At 64.4% G+C, this 25605-nt stretch carries 25 protein-coding genes; 7 read left to right on the top strand and 18 right to left on the bottom strand.

Features of this window, described 5'->3' with window-relative positions:
* The first annotated feature begins 26 nt into the window (after window positions 1–26).
* Window positions 27–710 (top strand): potassium channel family protein, encoded by a 684-nt coding sequence (locus LDO54_RS08935; protein WP_224009316.1) that lies wholly within the window; start codon window positions 27–29, stop codon window positions 708–710.
* A 111-nt stretch (window positions 711–821) separates the two neighbouring features.
* Here LDO54_RS08935 and LDO54_RS08930 read toward each other — a convergent pair whose 3' ends face one another.
* The 10 genes from LDO54_RS08930 to LDO54_RS08885 form a co-directional block, all read right to left on the bottom strand.
* Window positions 822–1757 (bottom strand): amidohydrolase family protein, encoded by a 936-nt coding sequence (locus LDO54_RS08930; protein ID WP_224009314.1) that lies wholly within the window; start codon window positions 1755–1757, stop codon window positions 822–824.
* A gap of 1 nt (window position 1758) precedes the next feature.
* Entirely contained in the window at window positions 1759–3072 is a 1314-nt protein-coding gene (locus tag LDO54_RS08925; protein ID WP_224009712.1) for an MFS transporter, read from the bottom strand.
* 21 nt (window positions 3073–3093) lie between these two features.
* Complete coding sequence (locus LDO54_RS08920; protein WP_224009312.1) at window positions 3094–4356, bottom strand: MFS transporter; 1263 nt, start codon at window positions 4354–4356, stop codon at window positions 3094–3096.
* Window positions 4353–5669 carry an MFS transporter gene (locus LDO54_RS08915; RefSeq protein WP_224009310.1) on the bottom strand — a complete coding sequence of 439 codons (1317 nt, stop codon included), beginning with the start codon at window positions 5667–5669 and terminating at the stop codon, window positions 4353–4355. The genes LDO54_RS08920 and LDO54_RS08915 overlap by 4 nt, the downstream gene beginning before the upstream one ends.
* Window positions 5666–6709 carry an amidohydrolase family protein gene (locus tag LDO54_RS08910; RefSeq protein WP_224009308.1) on the bottom strand — a complete coding sequence of 348 codons (1044 nt, stop codon included), beginning with the start codon at window positions 6707–6709 and terminating at the stop codon, window positions 5666–5668. Before LDO54_RS08910 ends, LDO54_RS08915 begins: the two co-directional genes overlap by 4 nt.
* 11 nt (window positions 6710–6720) lie before the next feature.
* Window positions 6721–7842 carry a porin gene (locus tag LDO54_RS08905; protein ID WP_224009710.1) on the bottom strand — a complete coding sequence of 374 codons (1122 nt, stop codon included), beginning with the start codon at window positions 7840–7842 and terminating at the stop codon, window positions 6721–6723.
* A 128-nt stretch (window positions 7843–7970) separates the two neighbouring features.
* A complete protein-coding gene (locus LDO54_RS08900) occupies window positions 7971–9284 on the bottom strand; it encodes an MFS transporter (RefSeq protein WP_436975542.1) in 1314 nt (437 codons plus the stop codon).
* Between the two features lie 186 nt (window positions 9285–9470).
* On the bottom strand, window positions 9471–10400 hold the full coding sequence (locus tag LDO54_RS08895; protein ID WP_224009304.1) for an SMP-30/gluconolactonase/LRE family protein: 930 nt from the start codon (window positions 10398–10400) through the stop codon (window positions 9471–9473).
* Between the two features lie 25 nt (window positions 10401–10425).
* Window positions 10426–11376, bottom strand: a complete 951-nt coding sequence (locus LDO54_RS08890; RefSeq protein ID WP_224009302.1) for a hydroxyacid dehydrogenase — start codon at window positions 11374–11376, stop codon at window positions 10426–10428.
* Complete coding sequence (locus LDO54_RS08885; protein WP_224009300.1) at window positions 11376–12077, bottom strand: RraA family protein; 702 nt, start codon at window positions 12075–12077, stop codon at window positions 11376–11378. Before LDO54_RS08885 ends, LDO54_RS08890 begins: the two co-directional genes overlap by 1 nt.
* A 197-nt stretch (window positions 12078–12274) precedes the next feature.
* On the opposite strand from LDO54_RS08885, the gene LDO54_RS08880 reads away from it, so the two are divergent.
* Window positions 12275–12991, top strand: a complete 717-nt coding sequence (locus LDO54_RS08880) for an IclR family transcriptional regulator (protein WP_224009708.1) — start codon at window positions 12275–12277, stop codon at window positions 12989–12991.
* Window positions 12992–13009: 18 nt separating this feature from the next.
* Here LDO54_RS08880 and LDO54_RS08875 read toward each other — a convergent pair whose 3' ends face one another.
* Both LDO54_RS08875 and LDO54_RS08870 read right to left on the bottom strand, forming a co-directional pair.
* Entirely contained in the window at window positions 13010–13972 is a 963-nt protein-coding gene (locus tag LDO54_RS08875; protein ID WP_224009298.1) for a PDR/VanB family oxidoreductase, read from the bottom strand.
* 5 nt (window positions 13973–13977) lie between these two features.
* A complete protein-coding gene (locus tag LDO54_RS08870) occupies window positions 13978–15060 on the bottom strand; it encodes an aromatic ring-hydroxylating oxygenase subunit alpha (RefSeq protein WP_224009296.1) in 1083 nt (360 codons plus the stop codon).
* A gap of 117 nt (window positions 15061–15177) precedes the next feature.
* Here LDO54_RS08870 and LDO54_RS08865 point away from each other — a divergent pair, with 117 nt between their 5' ends.
* A complete protein-coding gene (locus tag LDO54_RS08865; protein ID WP_224009294.1) occupies window positions 15178–16131 on the top strand; it encodes a LysR family transcriptional regulator in 954 nt (317 codons plus the stop codon).
* A gap of 43 nt (window positions 16132–16174) precedes the next feature.
* Here LDO54_RS08865 and LDO54_RS08860 read toward each other — a convergent pair whose 3' ends face one another.
* Window positions 16175–17542, bottom strand: a complete 1368-nt coding sequence (locus tag LDO54_RS08860; protein ID WP_224009292.1) for an amidohydrolase family protein — start codon at window positions 17540–17542, stop codon at window positions 16175–16177.
* A gap of 110 nt (window positions 17543–17652) precedes the next feature.
* On the opposite strand from LDO54_RS08860, the gene LDO54_RS08855 reads away from it, so the two are divergent.
* Window positions 17653–18543, top strand: coding sequence for a LysR family transcriptional regulator (locus LDO54_RS08855; protein ID WP_224009290.1), 891 nt, complete (start codon window positions 17653–17655; stop codon window positions 18541–18543).
* Between the two features lie 93 nt (window positions 18544–18636).
* Here the strand turns inward: LDO54_RS08855 and LDO54_RS08850 are convergent, their stop codons facing one another.
* Both LDO54_RS08850 and LDO54_RS08845 read right to left on the bottom strand, forming a co-directional pair.
* Window positions 18637–20217, bottom strand: a complete 1581-nt coding sequence (locus LDO54_RS08850) for an isocitrate lyase (RefSeq protein WP_224009288.1) — start codon at window positions 20215–20217, stop codon at window positions 18637–18639.
* A gap of 113 nt (window positions 20218–20330) precedes the next feature.
* Window positions 20331–20558, bottom strand: a complete 228-nt coding sequence (locus LDO54_RS08845; protein ID WP_224009286.1) for a hypothetical protein — start codon at window positions 20556–20558, stop codon at window positions 20331–20333.
* 171 nt (window positions 20559–20729) lie between these two features.
* On the opposite strand from LDO54_RS08845, the gene LDO54_RS08840 reads away from it, so the two are divergent.
* On the top strand, window positions 20730–21443 hold the full coding sequence (locus tag LDO54_RS08840; RefSeq protein ID WP_224009284.1) for a hypothetical protein: 714 nt from the start codon (window positions 20730–20732) through the stop codon (window positions 21441–21443).
* Window positions 21444–21591: 148 nt separating this feature from the next.
* On the opposite strand, the gene LDO54_RS08835 is transcribed toward LDO54_RS08840, so the two are convergent.
* The 3 genes from LDO54_RS08835 to LDO54_RS08825 are packed head-to-tail and all read right to left on the bottom strand — an operon-like array spanning window position 21592 to window position 23711.
* Complete coding sequence (locus tag LDO54_RS08835; RefSeq protein ID WP_224009282.1) at window positions 21592–22158, bottom strand: cysteine hydrolase family protein; 567 nt, start codon at window positions 22156–22158, stop codon at window positions 21592–21594.
* Window positions 22159–22193: 35 nt separating this feature from the next.
* Window positions 22194–23099, bottom strand: coding sequence for an aldo/keto reductase (locus tag LDO54_RS08830; RefSeq protein WP_224009706.1), 906 nt, complete (start codon window positions 23097–23099; stop codon window positions 22194–22196).
* Between the two features lie 57 nt (window positions 23100–23156).
* Entirely contained in the window at window positions 23157–23711 is a 555-nt protein-coding gene (locus LDO54_RS08825) for a flavodoxin family protein (protein WP_224009280.1), read from the bottom strand.
* Between the two features lie 135 nt (window positions 23712–23846).
* Between LDO54_RS08825 and LDO54_RS08820 the strand changes: the two genes are divergently transcribed.
* Entirely contained in the window at window positions 23847–24803 is a 957-nt protein-coding gene (locus LDO54_RS08820) for a LysR family transcriptional regulator (protein WP_224009278.1), read from the top strand.
* A gap of 120 nt (window positions 24804–24923) precedes the next feature.
* Window positions 24924–25286 (top strand): carboxymuconolactone decarboxylase family protein, encoded by a 363-nt coding sequence (locus LDO54_RS08815; protein ID WP_224009276.1) that lies wholly within the window; start codon window positions 24924–24926, stop codon window positions 25284–25286.
* The last annotated feature ends 319 nt before the right edge of the window (window positions 25287–25605 follow it).

Raw genomic sequence — 25605 nt, 5'->3', positions numbered from 1 at the left:
GGCGGCGAAGACCCAGAGGTATCGACATGTTAATTAATGCAGTAGGGGCATTCTTCGGAAGAATTTTTTTCCAGCGATGCTTCTATTTGTTCGTCGTGCTGATGGTCTTCATCTGCACCGCGCCGTTCGTCGAGCCGACGCCGATCGGACGTTTCACGATCAACTGTTCGAACGCGTTGATTATCATTGCGACAGTGGCCTCAGTCGGCCGCTCGACGCTATCGTTCGTGATCGCCGTACTTCTTGCCAGTCCTGCGTTGGCGTTTCAATGGATTGCGGTGTCCGGTACCGATCCGCACGCCGTCGCCAAATCGTGGTGCTTTGGCGCGTTGCTGTACGCGACAACCATCATCTATCTGCTGCGTTACGTCTTTCGGCATGAGGTGATGACCGCCGACAAGCTGTTCGGTGCAGCATCCGCGTATCTGCTTCTAGCGGTCTTCTGGTCATTTATCTACGCACTGGTCGCGTATTTTTATGAAGGATCATTTGCGCTCTTTGGAAATCAAACGTCATTGACGTTCTATGATTTCGTGTACTTTAGTTTCACCGTTTTGACCAGCACCGGTTTTGGCGACATTACGCCCATCAGTCGCCAGGCACGCGGGATTTGTGTGGTTGAGCAGATTGTCGGTGCCCTGTTCGTTGCCATTTTGATCGCGCGGCTTGCAGGCGTTTATCCGCCTCCGAACGATAGTGGAAAACAGTGAGCTGGCTCGGTGATCCGGCGATCAAGCCTTTGTGGGTTTGCAGCCGCAATGCGCGCGATCGTGTTCACATAAAGTCGTAGCGACCCGATCACCATCGCGCGTGCTCAACCTCTACACCGTGAACCCATACAGCCGCGCCGGGTTGTCGGCGAAGATCATCCGTTGCCAGTCGGCGCGTCCGATCCATGAGGCGATGACATCGACGAGCGCGGCATCGTCGGGCTTGCGGGTCTTTTCCGTTGGATGCGGCCAGTCGCTGCCCCAGAGCATGCGTTCGGGGGCCATCGCCACAAACGCCCTGGCGACGGGCGCGACATCGGCATAGTCGGGGGGGCCGCGTTTCGTATCGACATACGGACCCGAAAGCGTGACCCAGGTATTGCCGCCGTCGACGAGACGCCGCGCGGTTTTCATCGCTTCGGAATCGAGCCCGTCCGGCTGCGGGATATGCGCGATATGGTCGAGCACCAACGGGCACGGCAGCCCGCTCAGGTTCTTTTCCAGTGCGGGCAACTTCGCGCCCTGCACGACGAGTTCGATGTGCCAGCCGAGCGGCGCGATGCGCGCGGCCAGCGGCGCGAGCATGTCGATGGTGGTTGCGCCCGGATAGCTCAGATTGAAGCGGATCGCGCGCACGCCTGCCTGGTGCATCTGCGCGAGATCGGCGTCGCTGACCGAGGTATCGACGACGGCCACGCCGCGCGCGTTCGCGCCGAATTGCGCCAGCGCGTCGAGCAGGCAGCGATTGTCGGTGCCATAGGTCGAGGGCGTCACGCAGACGTTGCGGCGCACGCCCAGGCGCTGCTGCAAGGCGCGATACTGGGCGACGCTCGCGTTGGGCGGCCGCAATTGCGTGCCCGGCGCGCTGGGGAAGCGGTCGTCGTAGATGTGCATGTGGCAGTCCACGGCGCCTTCGGGCAAGCGGAACGCGGGCGCTTCGGCGCCGCTGGACCAGGTTTCCATGGCGCCCGCACGAAGCGGCAGCGCCGCCGCGAGCGAGCCCGCGCCCAGCGCGCCGAGAAAGGCGCGTCGATCGAATGCGCTCATCTCAGGCCACCCCGACTTTGTTTTCGACGCGGCGGCTCGTGCGGCTCAGCAGCAGCAAGGTGAGGACGCTCACGAGCGTCAGGATGCCGAGCGGCATCAGCGCGAGCGCGTAGCTGCCCGTGGCTTCCTTCACCCAGCCGTAGACGTTCACCATCAGCCCGCCGCCCAGCAGATTGGCGATGGCGTTGATGGTCGCGAGCCCGGCGGCGGCCGTCGTGTTCGACAACATGCTGGAGGCGAGCGCCCAGAACGGACCCTTGAACGCGTAGGCGCCCACGAGCACCGCGCAGAGCATCATCATGGTGGGCACGAGCGAGCCGCTCAGCGAGGTGCCGAACAGGCCCAGCCCGATGAACAGCATCGGAATCACGGTGTGCCAGCGGCGTTCCTGGCGGCGATCCGAGCGTCGGCCCCACCAGACCATCAGCACCGAAGCGAGCGCGTACGGCACCGAATTGAGCAGGCCGGTTTCCATCACGCTCAGTCCGTACGACTTGAGCAGTTGCGGCTGCCAGACCGACAGCGTGCTGCCCGCGCCCGAAGCGCACACATCGACCAGCGCGAGGCACAGCACGTAGCGGTTGCGGAACAGCTTCGTGAGCGGCATCGACGCCACCTTGGCGGGCGCGCGTGCTTCGCCGGCGATTTCCGCCGTGAGCCACTGCCGCTCGTCGTCGTCGAGCCAGCGCGCTTCAGCCGGTTTGTTGGTCAGCAGCGCGAGGCACACGAAGCCGAGCAGCACAGTCGGAATGCCTTCGAGGATGAAAAGCCACTGCCAGCCGCGCAGGCCCGCGAAGCCGTCCATTTGCAGCAGCGCCGCCGAAATGGGCGAGCCGATGAAGCTCGCGGCCGGAATCGCGACCATGAACGTGGCGATGATGCGCGCGCGATAGCGTGCCGGCACCCAGTACGAGAGATACAGCAGCACGCCGGGAAAGAAGCCGGCTTCCGCCGCGCCGAGCAGGAAGCGCAGCGCGTAGAAGGCCGTGGGCGTGCTGACGAGCGCCGTCGCCGCCGAGATCAGGCCCCATGTGATCATGATGCGGGCGATCCACAGGCGCGCGCCGTAGCGTTGCAGCGCCATGTTGCTCGGTACCTCGAAGAAGAAGTACGAGACGAAGAACAGGCTGCTGCCGAAGCCGAACACGCGCGCGGTGAGGCCGAGATCGTGATTCATCTGCAGTGACGCCATACCGACGTTGCCGCGGTCGATGAACGCGAGCAGATAGCAGATCATGAGAAAGGGCACGAGACGCCAGACCACCTTGCGGAGGGTGCGCTGTTCGAGCGCGGAGGCGTCGGGCCGGGATTGCATGTGCATGAATGTCTCCTGCGTTTATTGTGCGCCAGAGCGACGCTGCCTGATGTGATGGAAAACGTTGATGGCGACGGCGCAGGCGGCCAGCACGAGGGCCATGACGCTGAACGTGCTGCGCACGCCGAGCGCTTCGGAAGCGGTGCCCGCGAGCAGATAGCCGAACGGCATCGTGCCGTTGTAGGCCATGCCGTACATGCCGACGAGCCCGCCACGCACGTGCTCGGGGCAGCGCTGCTGGATCGTCGCGTTGGTCGATGTCGCCGAAAAGGTGAGACTGAAGCCGAGCAGGCAGAACGCCGGAATCGAGAGCGCGGCGGCGTTTGTCCACGCAAGCACGAGCAGCGCGGCCACGGCGCTCCACGGGCCGAGCGCGATGCAGCGGGCGCTCGCCTTCGGCCCCCATGCCGACGAAAGCAGGATCGCCGCGCTCAGCGAGCCGCTGCCCGCCGCCGCGAAAAAGAGGCCGGTGTAATGGGCCGCATCGTGAAAGGCGTGATCGGCGAGCAGCGGCACGAGCGTCTGGTAGCTCGCGGCGAACAGGCCCATGCAGGCGAGCGTGGGCAGATAGCGCGCCGAAAACGCATCGGACATCACGTAGCCCACGGCATCGCGCAGGCTGCTGTCGCCGCGTGACGGACGCGCCGCGCCGCCCGCCGGCATCGAGCGCACGCACAGGGCCATGACGGCGAGCGCGCAGGCATAGAGGCCGAACGATGCGCCGGGACCGAACGCCGGATAGACGAAGCCCGCGATGCTCGGCCCCACCATGCGGCCCACGTTGTAGACCGTGGTGTTCATGGCGACGGCGTTCGAGGTCAGGCGCGGATCGCGCAGGCTCGTCACGAGCAGCATCTGGCGCGAAGGTGTTTCGATCGCGCTCGAGATGCCGATCGCGAGCGCGTGCAGCAGGATCAGCTTCACGCCGAGCAAGCCGAGCATCCAGAGCGTGAGCAGACTGAGCGTGAGCAGCGTCGAGGTCGCCAGCACGCAGAGCGTCGCGCGCCGCGCATTGCCCGAGCGGATGCGCGAGCCCGCGAGCGGCGCCACGACGAGCTGCGGTCCGTAGAGCAGGAAGTTCAGCAGCGCCAGCACCGAGGCCATGCCCGTGAGGTGATAGACGAGCAGGTTGAGCGTGATGTTCTGCGTCCAGCTGCCGAGCACCGAGACCACCTGGCCGCACGCATAGCGACGCAGCGCCGGTTCCGCGAGCGCGGGGAAGAGGCGGCCGTACAGGCCCGCGCCCGGCTGCGCGCGAGCCGTGTTGTCGGGCGTCGCGCTCATGCCAGCGTCTTGCCGCGCGTTTCGGGGGCGAACAGCACGACGATCGCCGCCGCGAGAAACGCGACGATCGTGGTGGCGAGGCCCATCGTGAAGCCGCCCGAGGTCGAGGCCAGCGCGCCGATCACAAGCGGCGCGATAAAGCCGCCGAGCCGGCCGCCGTTATAGGCGAGCCCCATGAGAAAGCCGCGCGAGGCCGTATCGCCGATCACTTCCGCGAGAAACGGTCCCGCGCCCGCGAAGATCCCGTTCACGCCGAATCCCGTGAGAAAGATCGCCGCCATCAACAGCCACGCATTCGCGCTGACGATATAGACGCCGACCGCCGCCGCGCCCACCAGCAGATACGCGATGAACATCGGCCTGCGTCCGAGCCGGTCGACAAAGGCCGAGAACAACAGGAAGCCGGTGATAGCACCGAACTGCAACGCCAGCACGAACTTGAGGCTGTGCACGAAGTCGAGATGCTTCACCGTCACGAGGAAGGTGGGCGTCCACGTGAAAACGCCCCAGTAGAGGTATTGCAGGAAGAAAATGAACGTGAAGGCGGTGAGCAGGCCGCGCACGTTGAGTGGTGATTTTTCCTGCGAGCCGGCCTCTTTGGCGCGCGCGCCTGCCTGCTGTCGCGCGGCGCGGCGTTCGAGCCAGATCGGCGATTCGGGCGTCTTGCGCGCGACCCAGAAGAGGATGAAGAACGGCAGCGCGCCGATCAGGAACAGCACGCGCCAGCCGTCGTGCGCGAGGCCGCCGTTGATGCCGCTGACGACGGCCGAGATCGTGATCGCGATGATCGCGCCGACGGGCAGGCCCATCTGCATCAGCGCGCCGCCCTTGCCGCGACGGCTCGCGTGCCACGTTTCCGCCACCAGCGCCGCGCCCGCCGTCCACATGCCGCCCATGCCGAGCGCGCCGCACAGACGCGCCGCCGCGAACCAGTGTTCGTTCGGCGCGAACGCGAGCAGCCCCGAAAACAGCGAATAGATGCCGATGCACAGCAGCGCGGTGCGCACGCGTCCGATCCGGTCGGAGACATAGCCGAACAGAATGCCGCCGATGATCTGCCCGGCGGCCGTGATGCTCGTGAAGAGGCCGAGTTGCGCTTTCGTGAGGCTGAACTGCAGCGCGAGCGTGGGCAGCAGAAGCGAGAGCAGGAACGAGTCGTAGCTCTCGAAGGTCCAGCCGAGACCGGCGAGCGACAGCGCGCGCCATTCGGGGGCCGTGACGCGCTTGCTGGCGTGGCTCGTCGCGGCGCCCGGTGCGGTGCCCGCCGCGGGCGTAGCGAGGCGCGCTTCGGGATTGAGGGTGTCTGACTTCACGTGTTGTCTCCAGGGAGATCCAGTCCGTAGGTCGAGGCGGCCGTCTGGCTGAAGAGGGCGGCGCGCTCGTCGGGCGACACGCCGCTCGCGATGCGCTTGAAGGCGTTCCAGAGCACCGTGTAGCCGACCATGCCCTTGTCGACGGGGAAATTGCTTTCGAACATGCAGCGCCGCGCGCCGAACAGCTCGACGCAGGTTTCGACGAGCGGCGCCCAGGCGCGCGCCAGCGTCTCGGACGAGGGCGGCAGCGCGTGCGTGGCGAAGTCGAAGCCGAATACGCCCATGCCCGCGCCGCCGAGCTTCATGCGCGTGTTGGGAAGGCTCGCGAGACGGCGCAGCGAAGCCGTCCACGCCGCGCGCGTCTGTGCGCTTTGGCCCGCGTGCGGTCCGACGCCCACCGGGCCGCCGAAGTGATCGATCACGATCGTCACTTCGGGCGCGCTGGCGGCGAGCGCGTAGAGCTGGTCGAGCTGCGTGTGATAGACCCAGACGTCGAGCACGAGGCCATAGCGCGCGAGCGTTCTCACGCCCGCGCGAAACGACGCCTGCTCCATCCGATCGGCGGGCGGCACGACCGGACTCGAACGCACGGCCTCGCTCGCGTGCCACGCGAGCGGATTGCGCATGCCGCGCAGGCGGCCGCCCGTTGCGGCGAGCATCGCTTCGATGACCGGCGCGATATCGCCGCCCAGCGACAGATCGGCGCCGCCGACAATCGCCTCGCAGGCGCGCGTCGATCCGTAGGCGCCGCTCGCGAACATCGCCGCGACGCCGTTGGCGAATTCGGTTTCGCCAACGGGTTTCATCGCTTCGGGACCGCTCGCGTGCAGCATCGAACGGCATTGCACGTACACCGTGGAGACGATGCGATGGCCTTCGATGTCGCGGCGCAGTTCGTCGGCGAGATAGCGGCCCGATTGCCGGTCCCAGAGATGATGATGCGCATCGACGATCGGCAAGTCGGGCTGCAACGCGGTTTCTTCGCGCAGCGCGAGCCAGTCGTCGCGGACGGGAAGGTGCGGGGCGTGGACAATCTGCATGGTCGATCCGCTCAGAACTTCTTGCGCATGCCGATCACGATGCCGGTCTGGTCGTAGTTCGCCGCGACCGTGCCATAGCCGTTCACGCCCAGCGCCGAGCCGCCCTTGTTGCGCGCGAACGCGGCCGTGGCGTAGATGTCGGTACTCTTCGAGAGCAGGTAATCGGCGTTGAGGACCGCCATCCACGGATCGGCGCCCGTCGAGTGCACGTCCTGGTAATAGGCTGCCGCCGTCATGAAGAACGCAGGCGTGAACATGTAGTTCGCGCCGGCCCAGTAGAGATTCGCCGAGCTTGATTGCGACCCGTTGGCGGTGATGAGAATCGGGTTCGCGGGCACGAACGCGCGCGAAGCCTGCAGATAGCGATAGCCCGCGAAGGCCTTGAAGCCGCCGATCACATAGGTGGCGGCGGCGGTCGCGCGGCGTTCCGAGCCGGTGTTGGTCGCGACCGTGTTGCTGTTGCGCTGCTCGTAGGAGAGGCTGGCGGCGAAGGGGCCGCGTGCATACGTGAGCGCGCCGCCGAAGTAGCGGCCGGTCAGCTGGGCGCCCGCCACTTCGCTGCCATAGCCCGTGTCGTAGCGCGTGCTGTACATCGCGGCCACGGTCACGGGGCCGAGCACGCCCACGTATTTCGCGGAGTTGTCGATGCGGCCCGCCATCGCGTAGTCGATCGACAGCGTGGAGTAGCGCGACGATGCGGTCATCGGATCGAACACGACGGCCTGATCGTAGAGCACCGAGTTCTGGCGGCCGAGCGTGAGCGTCTGACCGTGCGTCGTGAGACCGACCCACGCCTGGCGGCCGAACAGGCGCGACGTGGTCGTGGCGTTCGAGCCGAGGCCTTTGGTCGATTGCGCGCTGGTGCCGTCGTTGACGTTGAAGCCATTTTCAAGGGTGAAAATCGCTTTCAGGCCGCCGCCGAGATCCTCGACGCCCTTGAGTCCCCAGCGCGAGCCCGAGAGATTGCCCGACGCCTCACGCGTGAGCGCGCCGCCGCTCTGCGTGTTGTTGATATGTTCGATGCCCACATCGACGATGCCATAGAGCGTCACGCTGCTTTGCGCGTGGGCGGCATGCGGCGCGAGGGCGAGCGTCGCCGCGGCCGCCGAGACCGTGACCGTGGCGCTCGACATGCGCTTGATGACCTTCGACGTCGGGGAAAAGCGTTCCTGCATGGTGTCTCCGTTGATGTGTTTATCTGTGTTGGTATGGGCGAGAAGTGAGCAGCGAAACAAGGTGAAGCGAAAAGCGTGAAGCGGGTTCAGGCGTGCGGTTCTTCGCCGACGCCCGCGCCGGGGTCGCCGAGCCAGGCGATCATCAGCGCGCCGATCAGCAGCACGGCGGCCACGGCGAGCAGCGCGGCGGTGAAGCCGCCCGAGAGCTCCTTGATTGCGCCGATCATCGACGGTCCGACGAAGCCGCCGAGATTGCCGATCGAGACGATCAGCGCGATGCCGCCCGCGGCGGCGCGGCCAGTCAGAAAGCCGGAGGGAATCGCCCAGTAGGTGGCCTGGAACGCGAGAATGCCGCTCACGGTGAAGCACAATGCGATGAGCTTGAGCGCCGGCGCATCGAGCATCGTGCTGACCGCGAGCGCAGCGGCGGCGACGAGAAGCGCGCCCGCCACGTAGGGGATGCGGCGCGCCGAGCGATTCGCAAGACGGGCCCAGGCGAGCATCACCACGGCGCCCAGCGCATAGGGAATGGCGGTGAGCCAGCCGATGGTCGCGTGGCCCACGCCGAACTGCTTGATGATTTGCGGCATCCAGAGTCCCACGCCGATCGAGCCGACGATGCCGCAGAAGTTCACGAGCGCGAGCACGAAGACGCGCCAGTTCGTCATGGCGTCGCGCAGGCTGGAGCCGTGCTTGCCCGCGATGCTGCGCTGTTCCAGTGCGAGCCGCTGCGCGAGCACGTCCTTTTCGTCGCGGCTCAGCCAGCGTGCGCGTTCGGGGCGGTCGGCGAGGATGAAGAGGCACGCGACGCCCAATGCGATCGCGGGCAGTCCTTCGATCAGCAGCAGCCATTGCCAGCTACGCAAGCCATGCAGACCGCCGAGTTGCAGCAGCGCGCCGGACACCGGCGAGCCGATCATGTTCGCCACCGGAATGCCGACGAGAAACGCGGCGGTGACCTTCGCGCGCCACTTGCCCGGAAACCACTGCGTGAAATAGAGGTAGATGCCCGGCGTGAAACCGGCTTCGGCGACGCCGAGCAGGAAGCGCGCAGCGGCGAAACTTTTCGGCCCGGCCACGAAGGCCGTCGCCATCGAAATCACGCCCCACGTGATCATGATGCGCGCGATCCATATGCGCGCGCCGACCTTCTGCATGATCAGATTGCTGGGAATCTCGAACAGAAAATAGCCGATGAAGAACAGCCCCGCGCCCAGTCCGAATTGTTGCGCGGTGAGGCCGAGATCCTTGTTCATCGTGAGCGCGGCGAACCCGACGTTGGTGCGGTCGAGATAGCTGATCACGTAGCACGCGAAAATGAACGGCAGGATGCGGCGGAACGCTTTTTCGAGCGTGCGTTCGCTGGCGGCGAATTGATCCGGCGTCATCGCGGCCGGCATCGCGGCCGACGTCGATGCATCGGTCTCGTCCTGCGGATGTGCCGCCACCGGCGAGTTCTCCGCGCGAATGGGCTGGGAAATGTGCATGTGCGCTCCTCCGTTGCACCTCGGTCGGATGCAACTTGCTGTCTTGGCGCCGGCGCTCGCGTGCGCGCCGCCGGGCAGGTCATGGTTTTGCCGCGCGAGTCAGCGCGTGGCTTGGGCCTGGTGGGGCAACGGCCCGGCAATATCCAGTTCGGCCTTGAGCACGGTGCCGGAGACGGACTCGGTCATGAACAGCGTCTTCATGTCCGGGCCGCCGAAGCACAGGTTCGTCAGCGATGCGCCGGCCGGGCTGAGCAGAATCCGCTCGGGCTCGGCCAGGTGGTTCAGCACCCATGCGCGGCCGAGCCCCGGATTGGCGACGAACAGGCGTCCGGCGCTGTCGATCGTCAAACCGTCCGGGCCGCTCGGACCATATGACGTGAAGAACTGGCCCACCTTGCTGACCGAACCGTCGGCCTGAAGCGGCACGCGCCACACGCAGTTGCCGCGCGTCATCGCGACGTACAGCACTTTTTCGTCGGGAGACAGCACGAGGCCGTTCGGGCTCGGGCAGTTGCCGAGCAGCATGTCCAGCTTGCCTGTCGGCGAGAGCCTGTAGACGCGGCCGGTCGGATCGTGCAGACCGGTCTGACCTTGATCGGTGAAGTACAGGTTGCCCTTCGAGTCGAACGTGAGGTCGTTGACGCCGCGAAAGCGCTCGGTGTTGCGGCGCTCCAGATACGGCGTGACGACGCCGCGCGCGATGTCGAGCAGCATCAGCCCGTTGCGGTAATCCGTAATGAGCAGATGGCCGTCGTCGACGAGCTTCATGCCGTTGGGCTCGCCCTCGTATTCGACGACGAGTTCCCAGTCGCCATCGGCCGAAATGCGAAACACGCGGCCATGCGGAATGTCGGTCACATACAGATGGCCGGCGGGACTCCAGACCGGACCTTCGAGAAACGAGTCGGTCGGCTGGCCGCCGCGATTCGCGCGCGACCAGTCCGTTTGCACGTCCGGCTTGCGAAAACGCTCGGGCATGCGCGTGAATACGTCGGCGGTGCTGACTTCCGGCTGCTTGAGATAAAACATGTCGAACCTGCGATTTCGTTCAGGACTACGCAGCGCTGTGCGCGTGCGAATCGACGACAGCGAGCACATTCGCGGCCGCGCCTTTGCCCATGTTCACGTAGGCCGCGTCGCTGACGCCACCGATGTGCGGCGACAGGATTGCGTTCGACAGGCCCTGGAAAACATGGGGCGAGGGCATCGGCTCGACGTCGAAACTATCGAGGCCCGCGGCAAGCAGTTGACCGTTCGACAGCGCGGCGGCGAGCGCAACTTCGTCGATCAGGCCGCCGCGTGCCGTGTTGACGAGAATCGCACCGCGTTTGAATCGGGCGAGTGTCGCGGCGTTGATCATCTGGCGGTTCTCGTCGGTCAACGGGCAGTGCAGCGAGACGATGTCGGCGCTGGCAAAGAGGTCGTCGAGGCCGACGAGCGACACGCCGTCCGGCGCTTCCTTCGCATACGGGTCGTGCGCGAGCACGCGCATGTCGAACGCGCTGGCCGCCGCCGCGACGCGCCGTCCGATCGCTCCGAGGCCGACGAGCCCGATGGTGCGGCCCGCCAGTTCGAGCGACTTGTGCGTGGACTTGTCCCAGTGGCCCGCGCGCATACGTCCGTCGAGCTGCGGGACGGAGTTCGCGCAGGCGAGAATCAGCGCCCACGTATGCTCGGCGACGGCCGCCGCGTTGGCGCCCGCGGCGGCGCGCACCGCGATGCCGCGTTCGGCCGCGGCGCTTTGATCGATCACGTCGATGCCGCTGCCGTGCTTCGAAATCACCTGCAACTGGCCGCCGCACGCATCCATCACCCGCGCGTTGATCTTGCCGTAGCGCACGATGATGGCCGTCGGCTTGTGCGCCGAACAGAGCGTGACCAGATCGCTTTCGGTCGGGGTGCGGCCCGCGTACACGATTTCAAAATCGCGCAACATCTCGAGCGCTTCAGGGGCGAGATCGTTGCCGGTGACGATCAGAACCGGCTTGTGCGTCGACGCGTTCATTACAGAACCTCGCCTTCGGCCAGCATGCCCACGGCGCGCAGTTCCTTGTCGAGCCAGGCCGGACGCAGCGCCTCGCGCTTGCGGATGGCGGCGATGCGGGCGGTTTCGGCATCGACCTTCTTCTGGGCCAGCACGAGAATGCGTTCGACGTCTTCGCGCGGAATCACCACGACGCCATCGGCGTCGCCGACGATCAGATCGCCCGGATTGATCGTCGCGCCGCCGGCGGAAATCTGAAAGTTGACGCGGCCGGCCACGCTTTTCGTCGGGCCGCACGGGTTGAGGCCGGCGGCGAACACGGGAAAACCGTTCTTCGCGAGTTCGGCGGAGTCGCGCACGGCGGCGTCGAGGACCAGACCGCCGAGGCCGCTTTCCTGCGCCTGCGTCGTCATGATTTCGCCGATCAGCGCGCAGGACAGATCGCCTTTGCCGTCGACCACGATCACGTCGCCAGGCTGGGCGATTGCGAGCGCGGCGTGAATCGCCAGGTTGTCGCCTTGCCGCACTTCGACGGTGATGGCCGGGCCGGCGAGCTTCATGCCGGGCGCGACGGGCTTGACGCGGCCGTGCAGCGTGCCGCGGCGGCCCGCGACGTCGGCGAGAATGGCCGCCTGGAACTGCGCGGCGGCTTGCACGAGCTCGGGCGAAACGCGCGTGATATCGCGGACGATGGACGGCGTGGTGTTGGGAAATGCGCTCATGGTGATTCGACCTCTTCGATTGCGTTGTACCTAGTACAACGGTGGTGTACAAAGTGAAATCACTATAACGGCGCAGCGGATTGGCCTGCCATCCGCGTTTACCCTCCACGATGTACAACATGGGTGTACAGAGTAAAACAAAAAGACCGGAAAGTTGTACGATGTACAATCCCGAAACGGAAAAAACGGAGGGGATGATGGGTAACGACGGCGTGCAGTCGGTCGAGAAGGCGTTATCGCTGCTCGACATCTTCAAGCCTGGCGCGGAGTCGCTGTCGCTCGCGGCGCTCTCGCAGGCCTCGGGCATGCACAAGACGACCGTGTATCGGCTGATGAATTCGCTGGAGCGGATGAATTATGTGATCCGCGCGGAGAGCGGCTCGTACTCGCTCGGGCCGCGCGTGCTGTATCTCGGCAAGCTTTACGAGCAGTCGTTTCATCTGTCGTCGGTGGTCGAACCGGCGCTGCATGCGCTGGCGACATCGACGAAAGAGAGCGCGTCGTACTACGTCATCGATCACGCGCAGCGGCTTTGCCTGTTCCGCGCGGAGCCGTCCGAAGGGTTGCGCGAGACGCGCTTGCCCGGCACGTTGTTTCCGCTCGACGATACCGCCATCGGTCTGGTGCTGAGGTTCTGGGGGCTCGGCGATGCGGTGTTCGACACGACGCCGGAATTGCCACTCTTCACGTCGGGGGCGCGCGACCAGCACACGGCGGCGTTTGCCGCGCCGATCTTCGGGGCCGGCGACAAGTTCATGGCGGCGCTCACGCTTTCCGGTCCGGCTTCGCGGCTCGATGCGGCGCGAACGTCCGGCGATGTCGCGGCGCAGATGCTGCGGGGTGCGTCGGAGTTGTCGCGGAAACTCGGCGCCAGCGTGGCTTTGTGCGAGCGGATGTATGGCGTCGCGCCGTGAGGGACCGGTGGCTTGCCGTCAGAGGCCGATAACGATCCTCGGCGTCCGCGCACGCGAACAACAGAGCGCGATCTGCTGATTCGCCGCGCACTTTTCCATATCGCTTTGCACCGTATCGCGGTGATCGGCCACGCCGTCGATCACCGGCGTGAGGCACGCGCCGCAAATGCCCATCTCGCACGAAAGCGGCACGCTCACGCCGCCCTCCAGCAACACGGAAGCGATACTGCGTTGCGCCGTCACTTCGAACGTCTGGCCACTGCTTGCGAGCACGACCTGGAAGCTTTCGTCGTCGGTGCGCGCCTGCACGGCCGGCGCGCCGAATGCTTCTTGATGGATCGCCCCGGCTTGCCAGCCGAATTCGCGCGCCGATTGCGCCACGTGACGCATGAAACTATCTGGCCCGCAGAGATAAAGCTGCATGCCATCGACCGGCGCGTGCAGCGCGGCGGGTAGGGCGTCGCGTGCGCTCTCGCCATCGATCGAACTATGAACGTGCACGCGCCCATGCGTGAATCCGGCGGCCCAGCGCGCCTTGAACGCCGTGTCGATCCGCTCGCGCACGTAGTAGTGCAATTCGAACGGCACGCCTGATTTCTCCAGACTCTCCGCCATCGAGAGCAGCGGCGTGATGCCGATGCCGCCGGCCATCAGCACATGCCGGCTGCCTTCGCGCAATCCAAACAGATTGCGCGGCAGCGACACATCGAGCCGGTCGCCCACGCGCAGCCGCTCATGCACGTAAGCCGATCCGCCACGCGACGCCGCTTCGCGCTTCACGCACAGCACATAGTGGTCGCGCTCGTGCGGCGCGCTCGCAATCGAATACGGGCGGATCAAACCGCGAGCGAAATGCACGTCGATATGTGCGCCCGCATCGAATGGCGGCAGCGCGCTGCCGTCGGCGCAGACCAGCCGCACGGCCAGATTGCCGCGGCCCTGCGCGCTGAGTGTGTCCACGATCACCGCAATAGTCGACATGACGATCACACCAGGAAGAAGTCGCCGAAGCCCATGCGCTTGAGTCCGCGCCGATACGCGATGGAACTGCGGTCGGCCGGAATGTGCGCTTCGAGCGTGAGGTCGAGCGGCAGGCGCTCGGGTTGCTGGGTTTCGACCATCAGGCGGTCTTCCTCGAACACCTTGAGGTTGAACGCATGCACGTCCTCGATCGGCAGATGCTTGTCGAAGTTGCGCGCGATCGGTGCGAACAGGCGCGTCTTGCGCGCCGAGACCGGCGACGCCGCATTCATGATGACGAGGCGCGCGTTCTCGGGGAAGTGGATCGTCAGCGTGGCCGTGAAGGGCAGATGGACCTCGAAATGGCGCAGCCATTCGAATTCGGCGGGCGCGCGGCCGTCGACGCCGATCGGATAGTTGCCGACGAAACTGCGGTAGTCCACCTCGAAGCCTTCCGGCGTGTCTTTCGGCTGATAGGGCGGCACGGTCTGGTTGTCGGGATCGGCGAACGTCTCGGTGTGGATCCACGCGAAATGCGCGACATCGATAAAGCCTTCGACCTGACGGCCCGCGAAACCCGCGACATCGAACTTCGGGCAGACGATCTGCTGGAAGTCGGCATCGTCCCAGTGCGGCATGCGGGGAATGGCCGGCTCCGCGCCGGCTTCGGGCGCGAGGCAGGTCCAGACGAGACCGTAGCGCTCGACGGCCGGATACGTCGTCAGATGCAGCTTGGCGGGAATCGCCTGGTCGGGGCTCGACGGCACGCGGTTGCAGCGTCCGCCGCCGCCGAAGCGCAGGCCGTGATACGGACAGACGACGCCCTGTCCGTCGTGCGTGCCGAGCGTGAGCGGCACGCCGCGATGCGGACAGACGTCGCGCGCCACGACCAGTTCGCCGTCGGCGCGATAGAGCACGAGGTTTTCGTCGAGCAGCGTGGCCTTGAAGGGCGCTTCACCGACTGCGTCGGCGTGCGCCACCGGATACCAGTGACGCGACAGCCGATGCCAGTCGTCGGCGTCGAACGTGCAATGCGGCGGTAGCGCGCGAATAGGCGTCGCGGAAACCGGCGGGCTGATCGGGATGATGACGGGGGCAAGTTCGCTCATGAGGGTGGGGGCTCGTTGTCTGGCGGGTTTCGTTGAGTCCCACTTTAAGAATATTGCCCATTGCAATCCATCAGAGATAATTCAGGAACCTGTTGCAAAAATTCGTACACCTCGACCATGCTGCCATTCTCGCGGTTCGCCCGTTACTTCGTTGAAGTCGCCCAGTCGGGCAGTCTGCGCAAGGCCGCGGAGGAACTGCACGTCTCCGCCTCGGCGATCGACCGGCAGATCCTGCTGGCCGAGCGCGAACTCGAAACGGAATTGTTCGAACGTCTGCCGTCCGGGCTCAAGCTCACGGCGGCGGGCGAACTGCTGCTCGACGATCTGCGGCGCTGGCGCAAGGAGTACCGCCGCACCGTCGAGCGTTTCGACGAGTTGCAGGGGTTGCGGCGCGGGCATGTGAGCATCGCCGTGATCGACGCGCTCAGCGACGGCCTCGTGGCGAATACGGTCGCGCAGGTCGGTGCCGCGTATCCGCAACTCTCGTTCGATTTGCAGGTGGTGGAGAACCGGCGCGTGGCGGACCTGGTGGCCGCATCGGAAGTGGATTTCGGGCTGATGCTCGATCCGACCGAGCATGGCGGGCTGGAGATTCGCGCGCTGGTCGACGTGCCGCTGGGCGCGGTGGTGCCGCCCGGTCATCCGCTGAGCGCGAGCCGCGACGTGACGTTCGGCAGCCTGCTCGACTATCGGCAGCTCGTGCCCGCCGCGCCGCTGATCGTGCACGAGCGCACGCGCGTGCTCTATGCGAGTCATCAGGCGGAAGGGAGCGAGAGCGTATCGTGCAACAGCATCCGCATGATGCGTTCGCTGATTCGCGGCGGCGCCGGGATCGGCGTGTTGAGCCTGCTGGATGTGGCCAGCGACGTCGAGAGCGGCGCGCTGGCATTCGTGCCGTTGCGCGGGCGAAAGGTCCGGCCGTTGGCGCTTGCGCTGTGCGTTGCACGGCGGCGTCAGCTTTCGCGCGCCGCGCAAATGGTCATGCAGCAGGTGATCGCGGCGATGGAGAAACTCGGCGAAACGGCTTCGGTCGCGAGTGAATCGGCTGCGCCCGCGCGCAAACGAAAATAATGCAGGCGTCGCGCGCGCGGCGCTTTCGCGTGGGTGTCAACGTTTAGGCGCGCAGGGCATCGACCGTGCCGTGTTCGCGCAGCCATTGCGCCCTGCGGCGGAAGAGATCCGGCACCGCCCGGTTGACTTCGTCGATGAGCGACGGCAAATCGCCCGTGCAGAGGCGGCCATCGTCCACCACGATGCGACCCGCCACCATCGTCATGGTCACATCGCCTCCTTGCACGGCGTGGACGAGGTTGTGGTGAAGATTGCCATCGGCGCCGCCGAGCAGCGGTGTCATGCGCGGCGTGTCGGTGCGCACGGCGATCAGGTCGGCCTGCTTGCCCGCTTCGATCGAGCCGATCTGCGCATCGAGCCCGAGCGCACGCGCGCCGCCGATCGTCGCCATCCGGCACACCGGCCAGGCACCGAGCGCCGACGCATCGAGCATCGATAGCTTGGCGAGCAGCGAAGCCGTTTTCATCTCCTCGAACATATCGAGGTTGTTGTTCTCCTTCTCGCCGTCCGTGCCGAGCCCGACGGGAACACCGGCCGCGAGCAGCGCTTCGACCGGCGCGGCGCCGCTGGCCAGTTTCATATTGCTGACCGGATTGTGCGCCACGCCAATGCCGCGACGCGCGAGAATATCGATTTCCTCGTCGGAAAGCCACACACCGTGCGCCAGCAGTACGTGCGGCGCGTCGAGGAGTCCGAATCGTTCCAGTGCCTGGATCGGGCGCACGCCATATCGACGTTGCGTTTCTTCGACATCGAAGCGGCTTTCGTTACTGTGCGTATGAAAGCCGACGCGATAACGCTGGCTGATGTCGATGGCGCGCGTCCACGCGCTCGGCGTCGCATAAAACATGTGTTCGAGCCCGACCCAGACGTTGATGCGTCCGTTTGCGCCGCCGTGCCACTCCTGAATCAAGGCCTCGTTGGCGTCGAGCGTTTCGAAATAGTTGTGCTCGGGATGTTCCGCCACGTAGGGCACGAGCACGGCGCGAATGCCGAGATCGCTCGCGGCCTGGGCGCTGCCGTGCATGAAGCGCCACATGTCCACGATGGTCGTGGTGCCGGACAGCAGGGCTTCGGCGTAGCAAAGCTGCGAGGCGATTCGGGCTTCGTGTGCATTAACGACGCGATGCATCGGATCGATATATTGCTGTAGCCAGTCCCACACGGGCAGACCTTCCGCCGTGCCGCGCAACAGCCCGGAGTGTGCATGCGTATTGATCAGCCCCGGCATCAGCAGCCGATCCTTGAGTCGCTTGACCGGAATAGTCGGGTGCTGAACGAGGAGATCGGCGGCTTTGCCCACTGCCGAAATGCTTCCGTCGTCGCCGATCAGGACGGTGGCGTCGGATACGATCGTGTTGTCGGCGTCCATCGTCAGAAGATGGTCGGCGTGAAGTATCAAGGCATGCATGAGGGAACCTGTCGTGTGGAAAGTACGGCGTTTCAGACGCTGTTTGCGTATTTTCGACAGGCAAAACGCTTGTGTAAAAATGGGATCTATCAGAAACGGAGATAGGTCCGATGCAATTCTCGCTCGATCAGCTGGAGGTCTTCGTGACGGCGACGCGTGAGCCGTCTTTCTCGGCGACGGCGCGCCGCCTCGGCAAAGCGCAGTCCGCAGTGAGCACCGCGATCGGGGAACTCGAGATCGATCTCGGCGTGACGCTGTTTGACCGTCGCGGCCGTTACCCCGTGCTCACGCCCGAAGGCGAGGCCTTGTTGTCCGAGGCCGAAGCCGTGCTTTCGCGTTGCGATGGGTTGCGTGAGCGCGCGAGTGCGCTCACGAGCAAGCAGGAGGCGCGGATTGCGATTGGCGTCGAAGACGCGTTTCCGCGCGCGGCGCTGGTGCCCGTGCTGAAGCGTTTGCCTGAGCGGTTTCCCGCCGTACAGGTCGACGTTCGCCAGCCTTCCGATGACGATCTCCTCGAAATGGTGCTGAAAGAGCGTGTTTCGCTTGGGCTGGGTTGTGCGCGCGCGCAATATCCTGCGGGGATCGGATTTTGCCGCTTGGGACAGGTGACGTTCGTGAATGTCGCGCATCGCGATCATCCGCTTGCCCGGTATGAGAACGTGCGCTTCGCTCAATTGTCGGATCAGCTTCACCTGTTGCTGGCGGGGCAGAACATGCATCTGCTCACCGCCGAGTACTTGAAGTCGCCGAGAACATGGACCGTGCAGAGTCACGCGATGCTCGTCGATCTGTTGAAAGACGGCGTCGGCTGGACCAGCGTGCCGCGATGGTCCATCGAAAAAGAACTGGCGGCTGGGGAACTGGTGGAGTTGAAGCTCGAGGCCTACCCATTCACCGAATGGACGGTGGGTCTCGATCTGCTCTGGAAGGCGGAATCCACGCCAGGGACGATCGCGCTGTGGCTGAAGTCGGAATTGATGCGGACAGCGTCGTTCGCCTAGTCGTCAGCGGCGCCCAGGAAAGAAGCCGCCGTCCGATAGCAAAAAAAACGCCAACCCGGCTGGGTTGGCGTTTTGCCTGAGTCGCAACGGCGATCAGAACTGGTTCATCGTGTTGTCCTTGCCCGCCGCCTTCAGGGCCGCTTCGCCGCTGAAGTATTCCTTGTGATCGTCGCCGATATCCGAGCCGGACATGTTCTGGTGCTTGACGCACGCGATGCCTTGACGGATTTCCTTACGCTGCACGCCCGCCACATAACCCAGCATGCCCTGGTCGCCGAAGTATTCCTTCGCGAGATTGTCGGTCGACAGTGCGGCCGTGTGGTACGTCGGCAGCGTGATGAGGTGGTGGAAGATCCCGGCTTCGCGCGACGCGTCGGCCTGGAAGGTGCGGATCTTTTCGTCCGCGATCTGCGCCAGTTCGCTCGGGTCGTATTCCACGCTCATCAATTGCGCGCGGTCGTAGGACGAAACGTCCTTGCCCGCTGCCTTCATCGCGTCGTAGGCCTGCTGACGGAAGTTCAGCGTCCAGTTGAACGACGGGCTGTTGTTGTACACCAGCTTGGCGTTCGGGACGACTTTGCGAATCTCGCTGACCATGCCGCCGATCTGCGCGATATGCGGCTTTTCGGTTTCGATCCACAGCAGGTCCGCGCCGTTTTGCAGCGCGGTGACGCAATCCAGCACGCAGCGCGCTTCGCCCGTGCCGGCGCGGAACTGGAACAGGTTGCTCGGCAGGCGCTTGGGGCGCAGCAGCTTGCCGTCGCGCTTGATGATGACGTCACCGTTGCCGAGCGCGTCGGCCGAGAGCTCCTCGCAATCCAGGAACGAGTTGTACTGGTCGCCCAGGTCGCCCGGCGCGTTGGTCACGGCGATCTGCTTGGTCAGGCCCGCGCCCAGCGAGTCGGTACGCGCCACGATGATGCCGTCGTCCACGCCCAGTTCGAGGAAGGCGTAGCGGATCGCGCGGATCTTCGCGAGGAAGTCCTCGTGCGGCACGGTGACCTTGCCGTCCTGGTGGCCGCACTGCTTTTCGTCGGACACCTGGTTTTCGATCTGGATGCAGCACGCGCCCGCTTCGATGAACTGCTTGGCCAGCAGGTAGGTGGCTTCAGCGTTGCCGAAACCCGCGTCGATGTCGGCGATGATCGGCACGACGTGCGTGACGTGGTTGTCGATCTTTGCCTGGATGGCGGCCTTGGCCGGACCCTGGGCTGCGTCGAGTTCGCGGAACAGACCGCCCAGTTCACGGGCGTCGGCCTGGCGCAGGAAGGTGTACAGCTCGCGGATCAGCGCGCTGACGGAGGTTTTTTCATGCATCGACTGGTCGGGCAGCGGACCGAACTCGGAGCGCAGCGCGGCCACCATCCAGCCCGACAGGTACAGGTAGCGGCGCTCGGTGCTATTGAAATGCTTCTTGATGGAGATCATCTTCTGCTGGCCGATGAAGCCGTGCCAGCAGCCCAGCGACTGCGTGTATTTCGCCGGGTCGGCATCGTAGGCGGCCATGTCGGCGCGCATGATCTTCGCGGTGTACTTCGCGATGTCCAGGCCCGTCTTGAACTTGTTCTGCGCGCGCATGCGTGCGGCGTATTCGGGATTGATCGCGTTCCAGGCGCTGCCTTGTTGCTCTTTCAACCCGGCGATTGCCTGGATGTCGTCTTGATATTGGGCCATGAGTATCTCCTGAGAGGGAAGCGTGGGTAACCGGGGTAGTCCCGTGGACTGCATGACTAAATGGTAACGCCACGGCGCCAACTCTTATATAAGACATAAGACATAATTAATTGTTATTTTTCAAAGAGATACGTTGCATTTTTTGCGATGCAAAACAGGTTTTCAGCGGGCAAAATGACGGCATCGCAAAAAAATGGCGCAAATTCCGTAATGTGAAATGTGCTTTCGGCTGCTGGAGTGGGTGCCTGAGAAGCGCGTGACTGCCAGCGTTGATTTGTGGCAATCACCGCACCGGTGGCAGATCCGCGGGGATGCGGTGCAAAAATCGCGGACCAACTCATCGGCCTTTGCAAAGTGGGCGGCCATCTTGTGGACGCACCCGGCGATGCAGCTGTCGACGTTTAGCGATGCGGCGGGGCGCCTGCCGGAGTTCCGATGTCGGCCCGATCTCTGCCGGGTTGGCCAGGGTGAATCGTTACAATGCGTCGACGAGTTCCCATCGACAGAATTGAATGCGAAATACCCTGACCTCCTTTTTCTGGAGCGGCGACGCCATCCGCAGTCGCGGCGTAAGCGACATCGTTTTATCCGAAACGCTCGATCTGCCGACGCCTTCTGCAGCCGTGCGCGCGGATTGGCAAAGAGAGATAGCGGTGCGGCTCGCTCTGGAACCTGGGGATGTCGAGGTGATGCCTCTGGCGCGCACGCAAATGCGCTGGCCGGATTACAGGCGCTGCGTGCAGGCGATGTCCGAGTGGACCGTCGCCCTGGGACTGCCCGCGGTGCTTGCCGATAGCGACATGGCGCTGATGGGATGTCGTGGCGCGAGGTATCACCACGATGGCGAACAGTACGGCGGTAACGCTTTCTGCAATCTCTTCCTGAGTGAAGACAAGGGTCTGGACGTGCACTTTCCCTTGACGGGCCAACGCATCCCCCTCAAGCGGGGAACAGCCGTGATTTTCGATCCGGTTCAGCCCCACGGCGTCATTCGGCGCGGCAGCGACAGTTTTTCTGCGGACGACTTCGCCCCGGACCAGGACTTCGTCCAGATTTTCCTGACGTGGGAACTTCCGATCGAAGACGCCGATATTGCAAGCGCGCTGAAGGTCGATTTCGATATTGCTCCCGAGACGTCGCTGCAACTCGATAAAGAGCAACTCTGGTCCAACGGCTCACCCGCCGGCGTGTGCCCGCAATCGGGGCGCTTGCTCCGCGTTGACTAGCATTGGCGTCACGGCCCGGTACCGTGTACAGAAGCGCGAAGTAAGTGAAAGCGTTGTGCGCGCGGCGTGTCAGACGATGGCAATTCTCGATGTCATATGGAGTACAGGCCATCGTGAATGAGCAAGCGTGCGTTAGTGCGTGGCTTGATCAGTCGAGCACTGTTGCAAGGCACGTGCGAACGGCAGTCCCGAGCGTGGTCGCGTCATCCGGAGCGTATCGAAGCAGCAAGGTTCGAAGCGACGTGACGGTCGCGCCTGCACGCTCAAGCTCGCGAAGCGCCGCGGCCTCCACCCGTGCGGATGCACTGCCGACGGCTTCCACTGGAACCACGATCGTATAACCTCGTTCGATTGCATCCAGTGCTGTGTGAATAACGCTGCCTTCGAGCGGCGCGCCCGCGATCACGAGGGTGTTGCATCCCGCCCCGGCGATCTCGCCTACGATGGATTCATTCAGGAACGCGCTCGTAGTCGTGCGGGTAACGAGTTTTTCATGAGCGCGAGCCTGCTTCGCCAATTCACCCGCGAGCTTTCCAGGTGATGCGCGGTCGCCGGTTACCGTATAAGTAATCGGCCATCCAAGCAAACGGGCGGCGTTTCTCAGCGCGGCAGCCGCGCGCAAAAGTGAATCGGGCAACACCGTGCCGATCATATTGATGCCTGGCCGCTGCAGATCGATCAGGAGTAGGTGGCGCGTGGCGGCATCAACGGTCACAAGCGCTCCGGCGATGAAAGACGTTGACCGATGCGCTATGACGCGAGGCTGGGATCGCCGCTCGCCCATGCAATTCCGGGGCCCCGGTCCATCGTCGCGATCTTTTGCATGTCTTCATGGCTGATGGAAAATCCCGCGAGATCGAGGTTCTGGCGCATACGCGCGGCATTGAGCGATTTCGGCAGCACGGCATAGCCGTTCTGAACGCCCCATTTCAGCAGGAACTGCGCTTCGGTCACGCCATAGGCCTGCGCCATTTGCGCCAGTACACCGGCTTCGGCCTTCATCGTTTCCGTCTTGCCGCTTTCCTGGCCAGGCTGCGTTCGCCATGTCGACATCGGCGCGAGGCTGCTGTAGGCAATCGCCGCGATGCCTTGTTCCTTCATATGGGCGATGAGTTCCGGTTTTTGCGACCAGGGATGCAGTTCGATCTGGTTCGCGTCGGGCGCGGGCAGTCCATGCGATTTCAATTCATCGAGATGGCCTTGATTGAAGTTGCTGACACCGATGCTGCGCGCAAGCCCCATTCGCTGGATTTCAACGAGTGCCTGCCACTGTTCGACGCGTGCGCTGCCGCCGTGCGGAGAATGGATCAGATAGAAATCGACATAATCGACACCCATCCGGTGCAGGCTCGCGCGGCATTCCGCGATCGTCTCTTCACCGGATTTGGGTTTTTCGCCCCAGCCCGGATAGCCGGGCCAGAGTTTGGTGGTGAGAAACATATCCGCGCGCGCGAGCCCGAGTTGCTGAAGACCCGCGCGCACGCCTTGTCCCACTTCCGTTTCGTTGTCGTAGACCGCCGCTGTGTCGATATGACGATAGCCGACGGATATCGCCGTGCTCACGGCGTCGGCCGTCTGCCCTGGCGCGATGAGATAGGTGCCGAATCCCACTGCGGGAATGGCGGTGTCGTCGTTGAGGGGAAAACGCTCGGTCATCAGCATCGAATTGCCTTTCATGGGGATAGAGCATCGAGGGGCTCGCACGCGGCGAGCTCAGGCGTTCGACTTGAGCCGCGCGGCCAGTTTGGCCACACGTTCGCCGAGGTGCGCGGCGGTGCGCAGATCGCTCGGAATCGGCGACAGTTCGGGCGCGACGTCGTCGGATTGCGCCATGGCGCCGAGCCAGCCGCCCAGACGGTTCATGTCGTCGGCTCCACGGCCGGGCATCATGTCGACGCCCGCCCAGATCATGCCGTGCTGCGCGGCGAACAGCGCCATCGCAATGAGTGAGTTCAGTTTGTCGCCGCTTTGCGCGCCCGAGTTCGTGAACCCGGCGGCGATCTTGTCGCGCCACGCGAGCGGCAGCCACGCCGGGCGTGTGCTGTCCTCCATGAACTTCTTGAGCCGCGAACTGAGCGTGCCGTTATACGTCGGCGAGCCGAAGATGATCGCGTCGCTGTCCGCGAGCGTAGCCCACGGCGTCTCGCCGTCCGCGACCTTGATCAGCAGCGGCTCGGCGCCCGCCACTCGACGAATGCCGTCGGCGACCGCCTCGGCCTGTCTGGCGGTGTGGCCATAACCGCTGTCGTAGACAATTGCAATTTTCATCACCAACCTCTGTGCGTTTCGGTGCATGCATTGTCTTCATTTGAATGGCCGCCAAGAAGTTGCCGGACGGTTGAATGGCCCTAAACTCAAGGTTGATAATCGCGCGGTATCGGCATTTTTCGTGACGGAGGTTAGATGGATTCGTCCCAGCGGGTACGGGCCATAATGTCGTTTGTCCAGGCCGCCGATGCAGGCAGTTTCGCGGCGGCCGGCCGCGTGCTCGGCGTGACGTCGGCGGCAGTGAGCAAGAACGTCGGGGGACTCGAACGTGCGTTGGGCGTCAGGCTGATGAATCGCACGACGCGCGCGCTGCAATTGACGGAAGAGGGCAGCGCGTTTCTCAAGCAGGCGCGTGTGGCGCTGGAGGCGCTCGATGCGGCCGTCGATACGATTGCGGCGAGACGCAGCGGGCCGAGTGGCCGGATTCGCATTTCCACCAGTGCCGCGTTTGGGCGCGACCACCTGATGCCAGTGCTGCCCGGTCTGCTGGCCCGTCATCCGGGTTTATCGGTCGATGTCGATTTCGACGACCGTGTAGTCGACTTTGTGCGCGACGGCTACGATATTGCGTTGCGCGGCGGCGCGATTCCCGATTCGAATCTGGTCTCGCGCCCGATCTTCCGCATCAATCTCGCGCTTGTCGCGTCGCCCGCTTACCTCGCACGAGCGGGCATTCCGCAATTGCCCGACGATTTGGCGCGTCACGCGCTGATTGCCCGACGCTTTCTGGGCGGGCGCGTCTCGGCATGGAATTTCCGGGGCGAAGACGGCAGCACGACGACGTTCGATCCCACCGAGTCGGCCGTGTTGACGCTGTCCGCGCCGGAAGCGCTAATTCAGGCCGCGTGCGATGGCGCGGGCATTGCGCAGGTCGGCGTGCATCTGGCGCAGGCGCATTTGCGCTCGGGCGCGCTGGTTGTCGTTTTGAACCCGTGGCATCTGCCGGGCACGTACGAAATGGTGTTGCAGTATCCGCATCGCGCCTTGATCGCGCCGCGTGTGCGGGCCACGATCGACTACCTCACCGAAGCGTTTGCCGCCGATCCCGCGCTGCATATTCCGCTCGCCGCGCTCGACGAGTTCGCGCGCTGACCTGATGCGTGCCATCGCGCGGGTTTCAACCTCGGGTTGAAACACCTTCGACCGCCACGCCGGTTTTAACGGCCGCCGCTCGCATCGATAATCTGCCGATATTCACTGCGAGGGCTGTCCATGACTCATGAGGACCATTCCACGCCGCGTGTCGATTTTGCGCAGGTCGCGGCGGTGTCGCCGGCTTTGGCGGAGTACACGCGCAAACACGTTATCGACGATCTGTGGAGCCGGCCAGGTCTTTCGAAGCGGGACCGAAGTCTCGTGACCGTGGCGGCACTCGTCGCGCGAGGCCAGGAGGTCGGCTACGGCCATTACATCGACGGCGCGCTCGATAACGGCGTGACGCCCAGCGAGCTTTCGGAATTGCTGCTGCAACTCGCGTTCTACGCGGGATGGCCGAATGCGTTGTCCGCCATCCAGGCGGCGCACGAGAGTCTGGTGAAACGTGGAATCGATTCGAGTGGGTTGCCGCAGCGCTGATGGCGCTACCTCGGCGTAAAGCCGTGCGGTGGCTTGGTATAGATTTGGAAGACGTTTCCGGAATGGTCGACGGAAACGCGGCGCCGCCCGGAAGGTGTATGAGAGTGTGTGCGCATTACGCCGATCTTTGCCGGACTATGCACTCACGAATGTTATCTCCGGTGCGACGGACGGGTATCGCTCCAATACGATCACACGACCTGCTATCTCCGAATGACCGACATTTCGCCGGACTGCGGACGCACGCATGTTGCATCCATTCGACACCGTTGTCGGACAAAGCGCGACACGAAACAGCGAAGCATGGAGAACGCCCGAA

It is taken from the genome of Paraburkholderia tropica (assembly GCF_914484835.1).
GTDB classification, from domain to species: domain Bacteria; phylum Pseudomonadota; class Gammaproteobacteria; order Burkholderiales; family Burkholderiaceae; genus Paraburkholderia; species Paraburkholderia tropica_A.
This window is presented reverse-complemented; position numbering and strand designations above follow the sequence as displayed.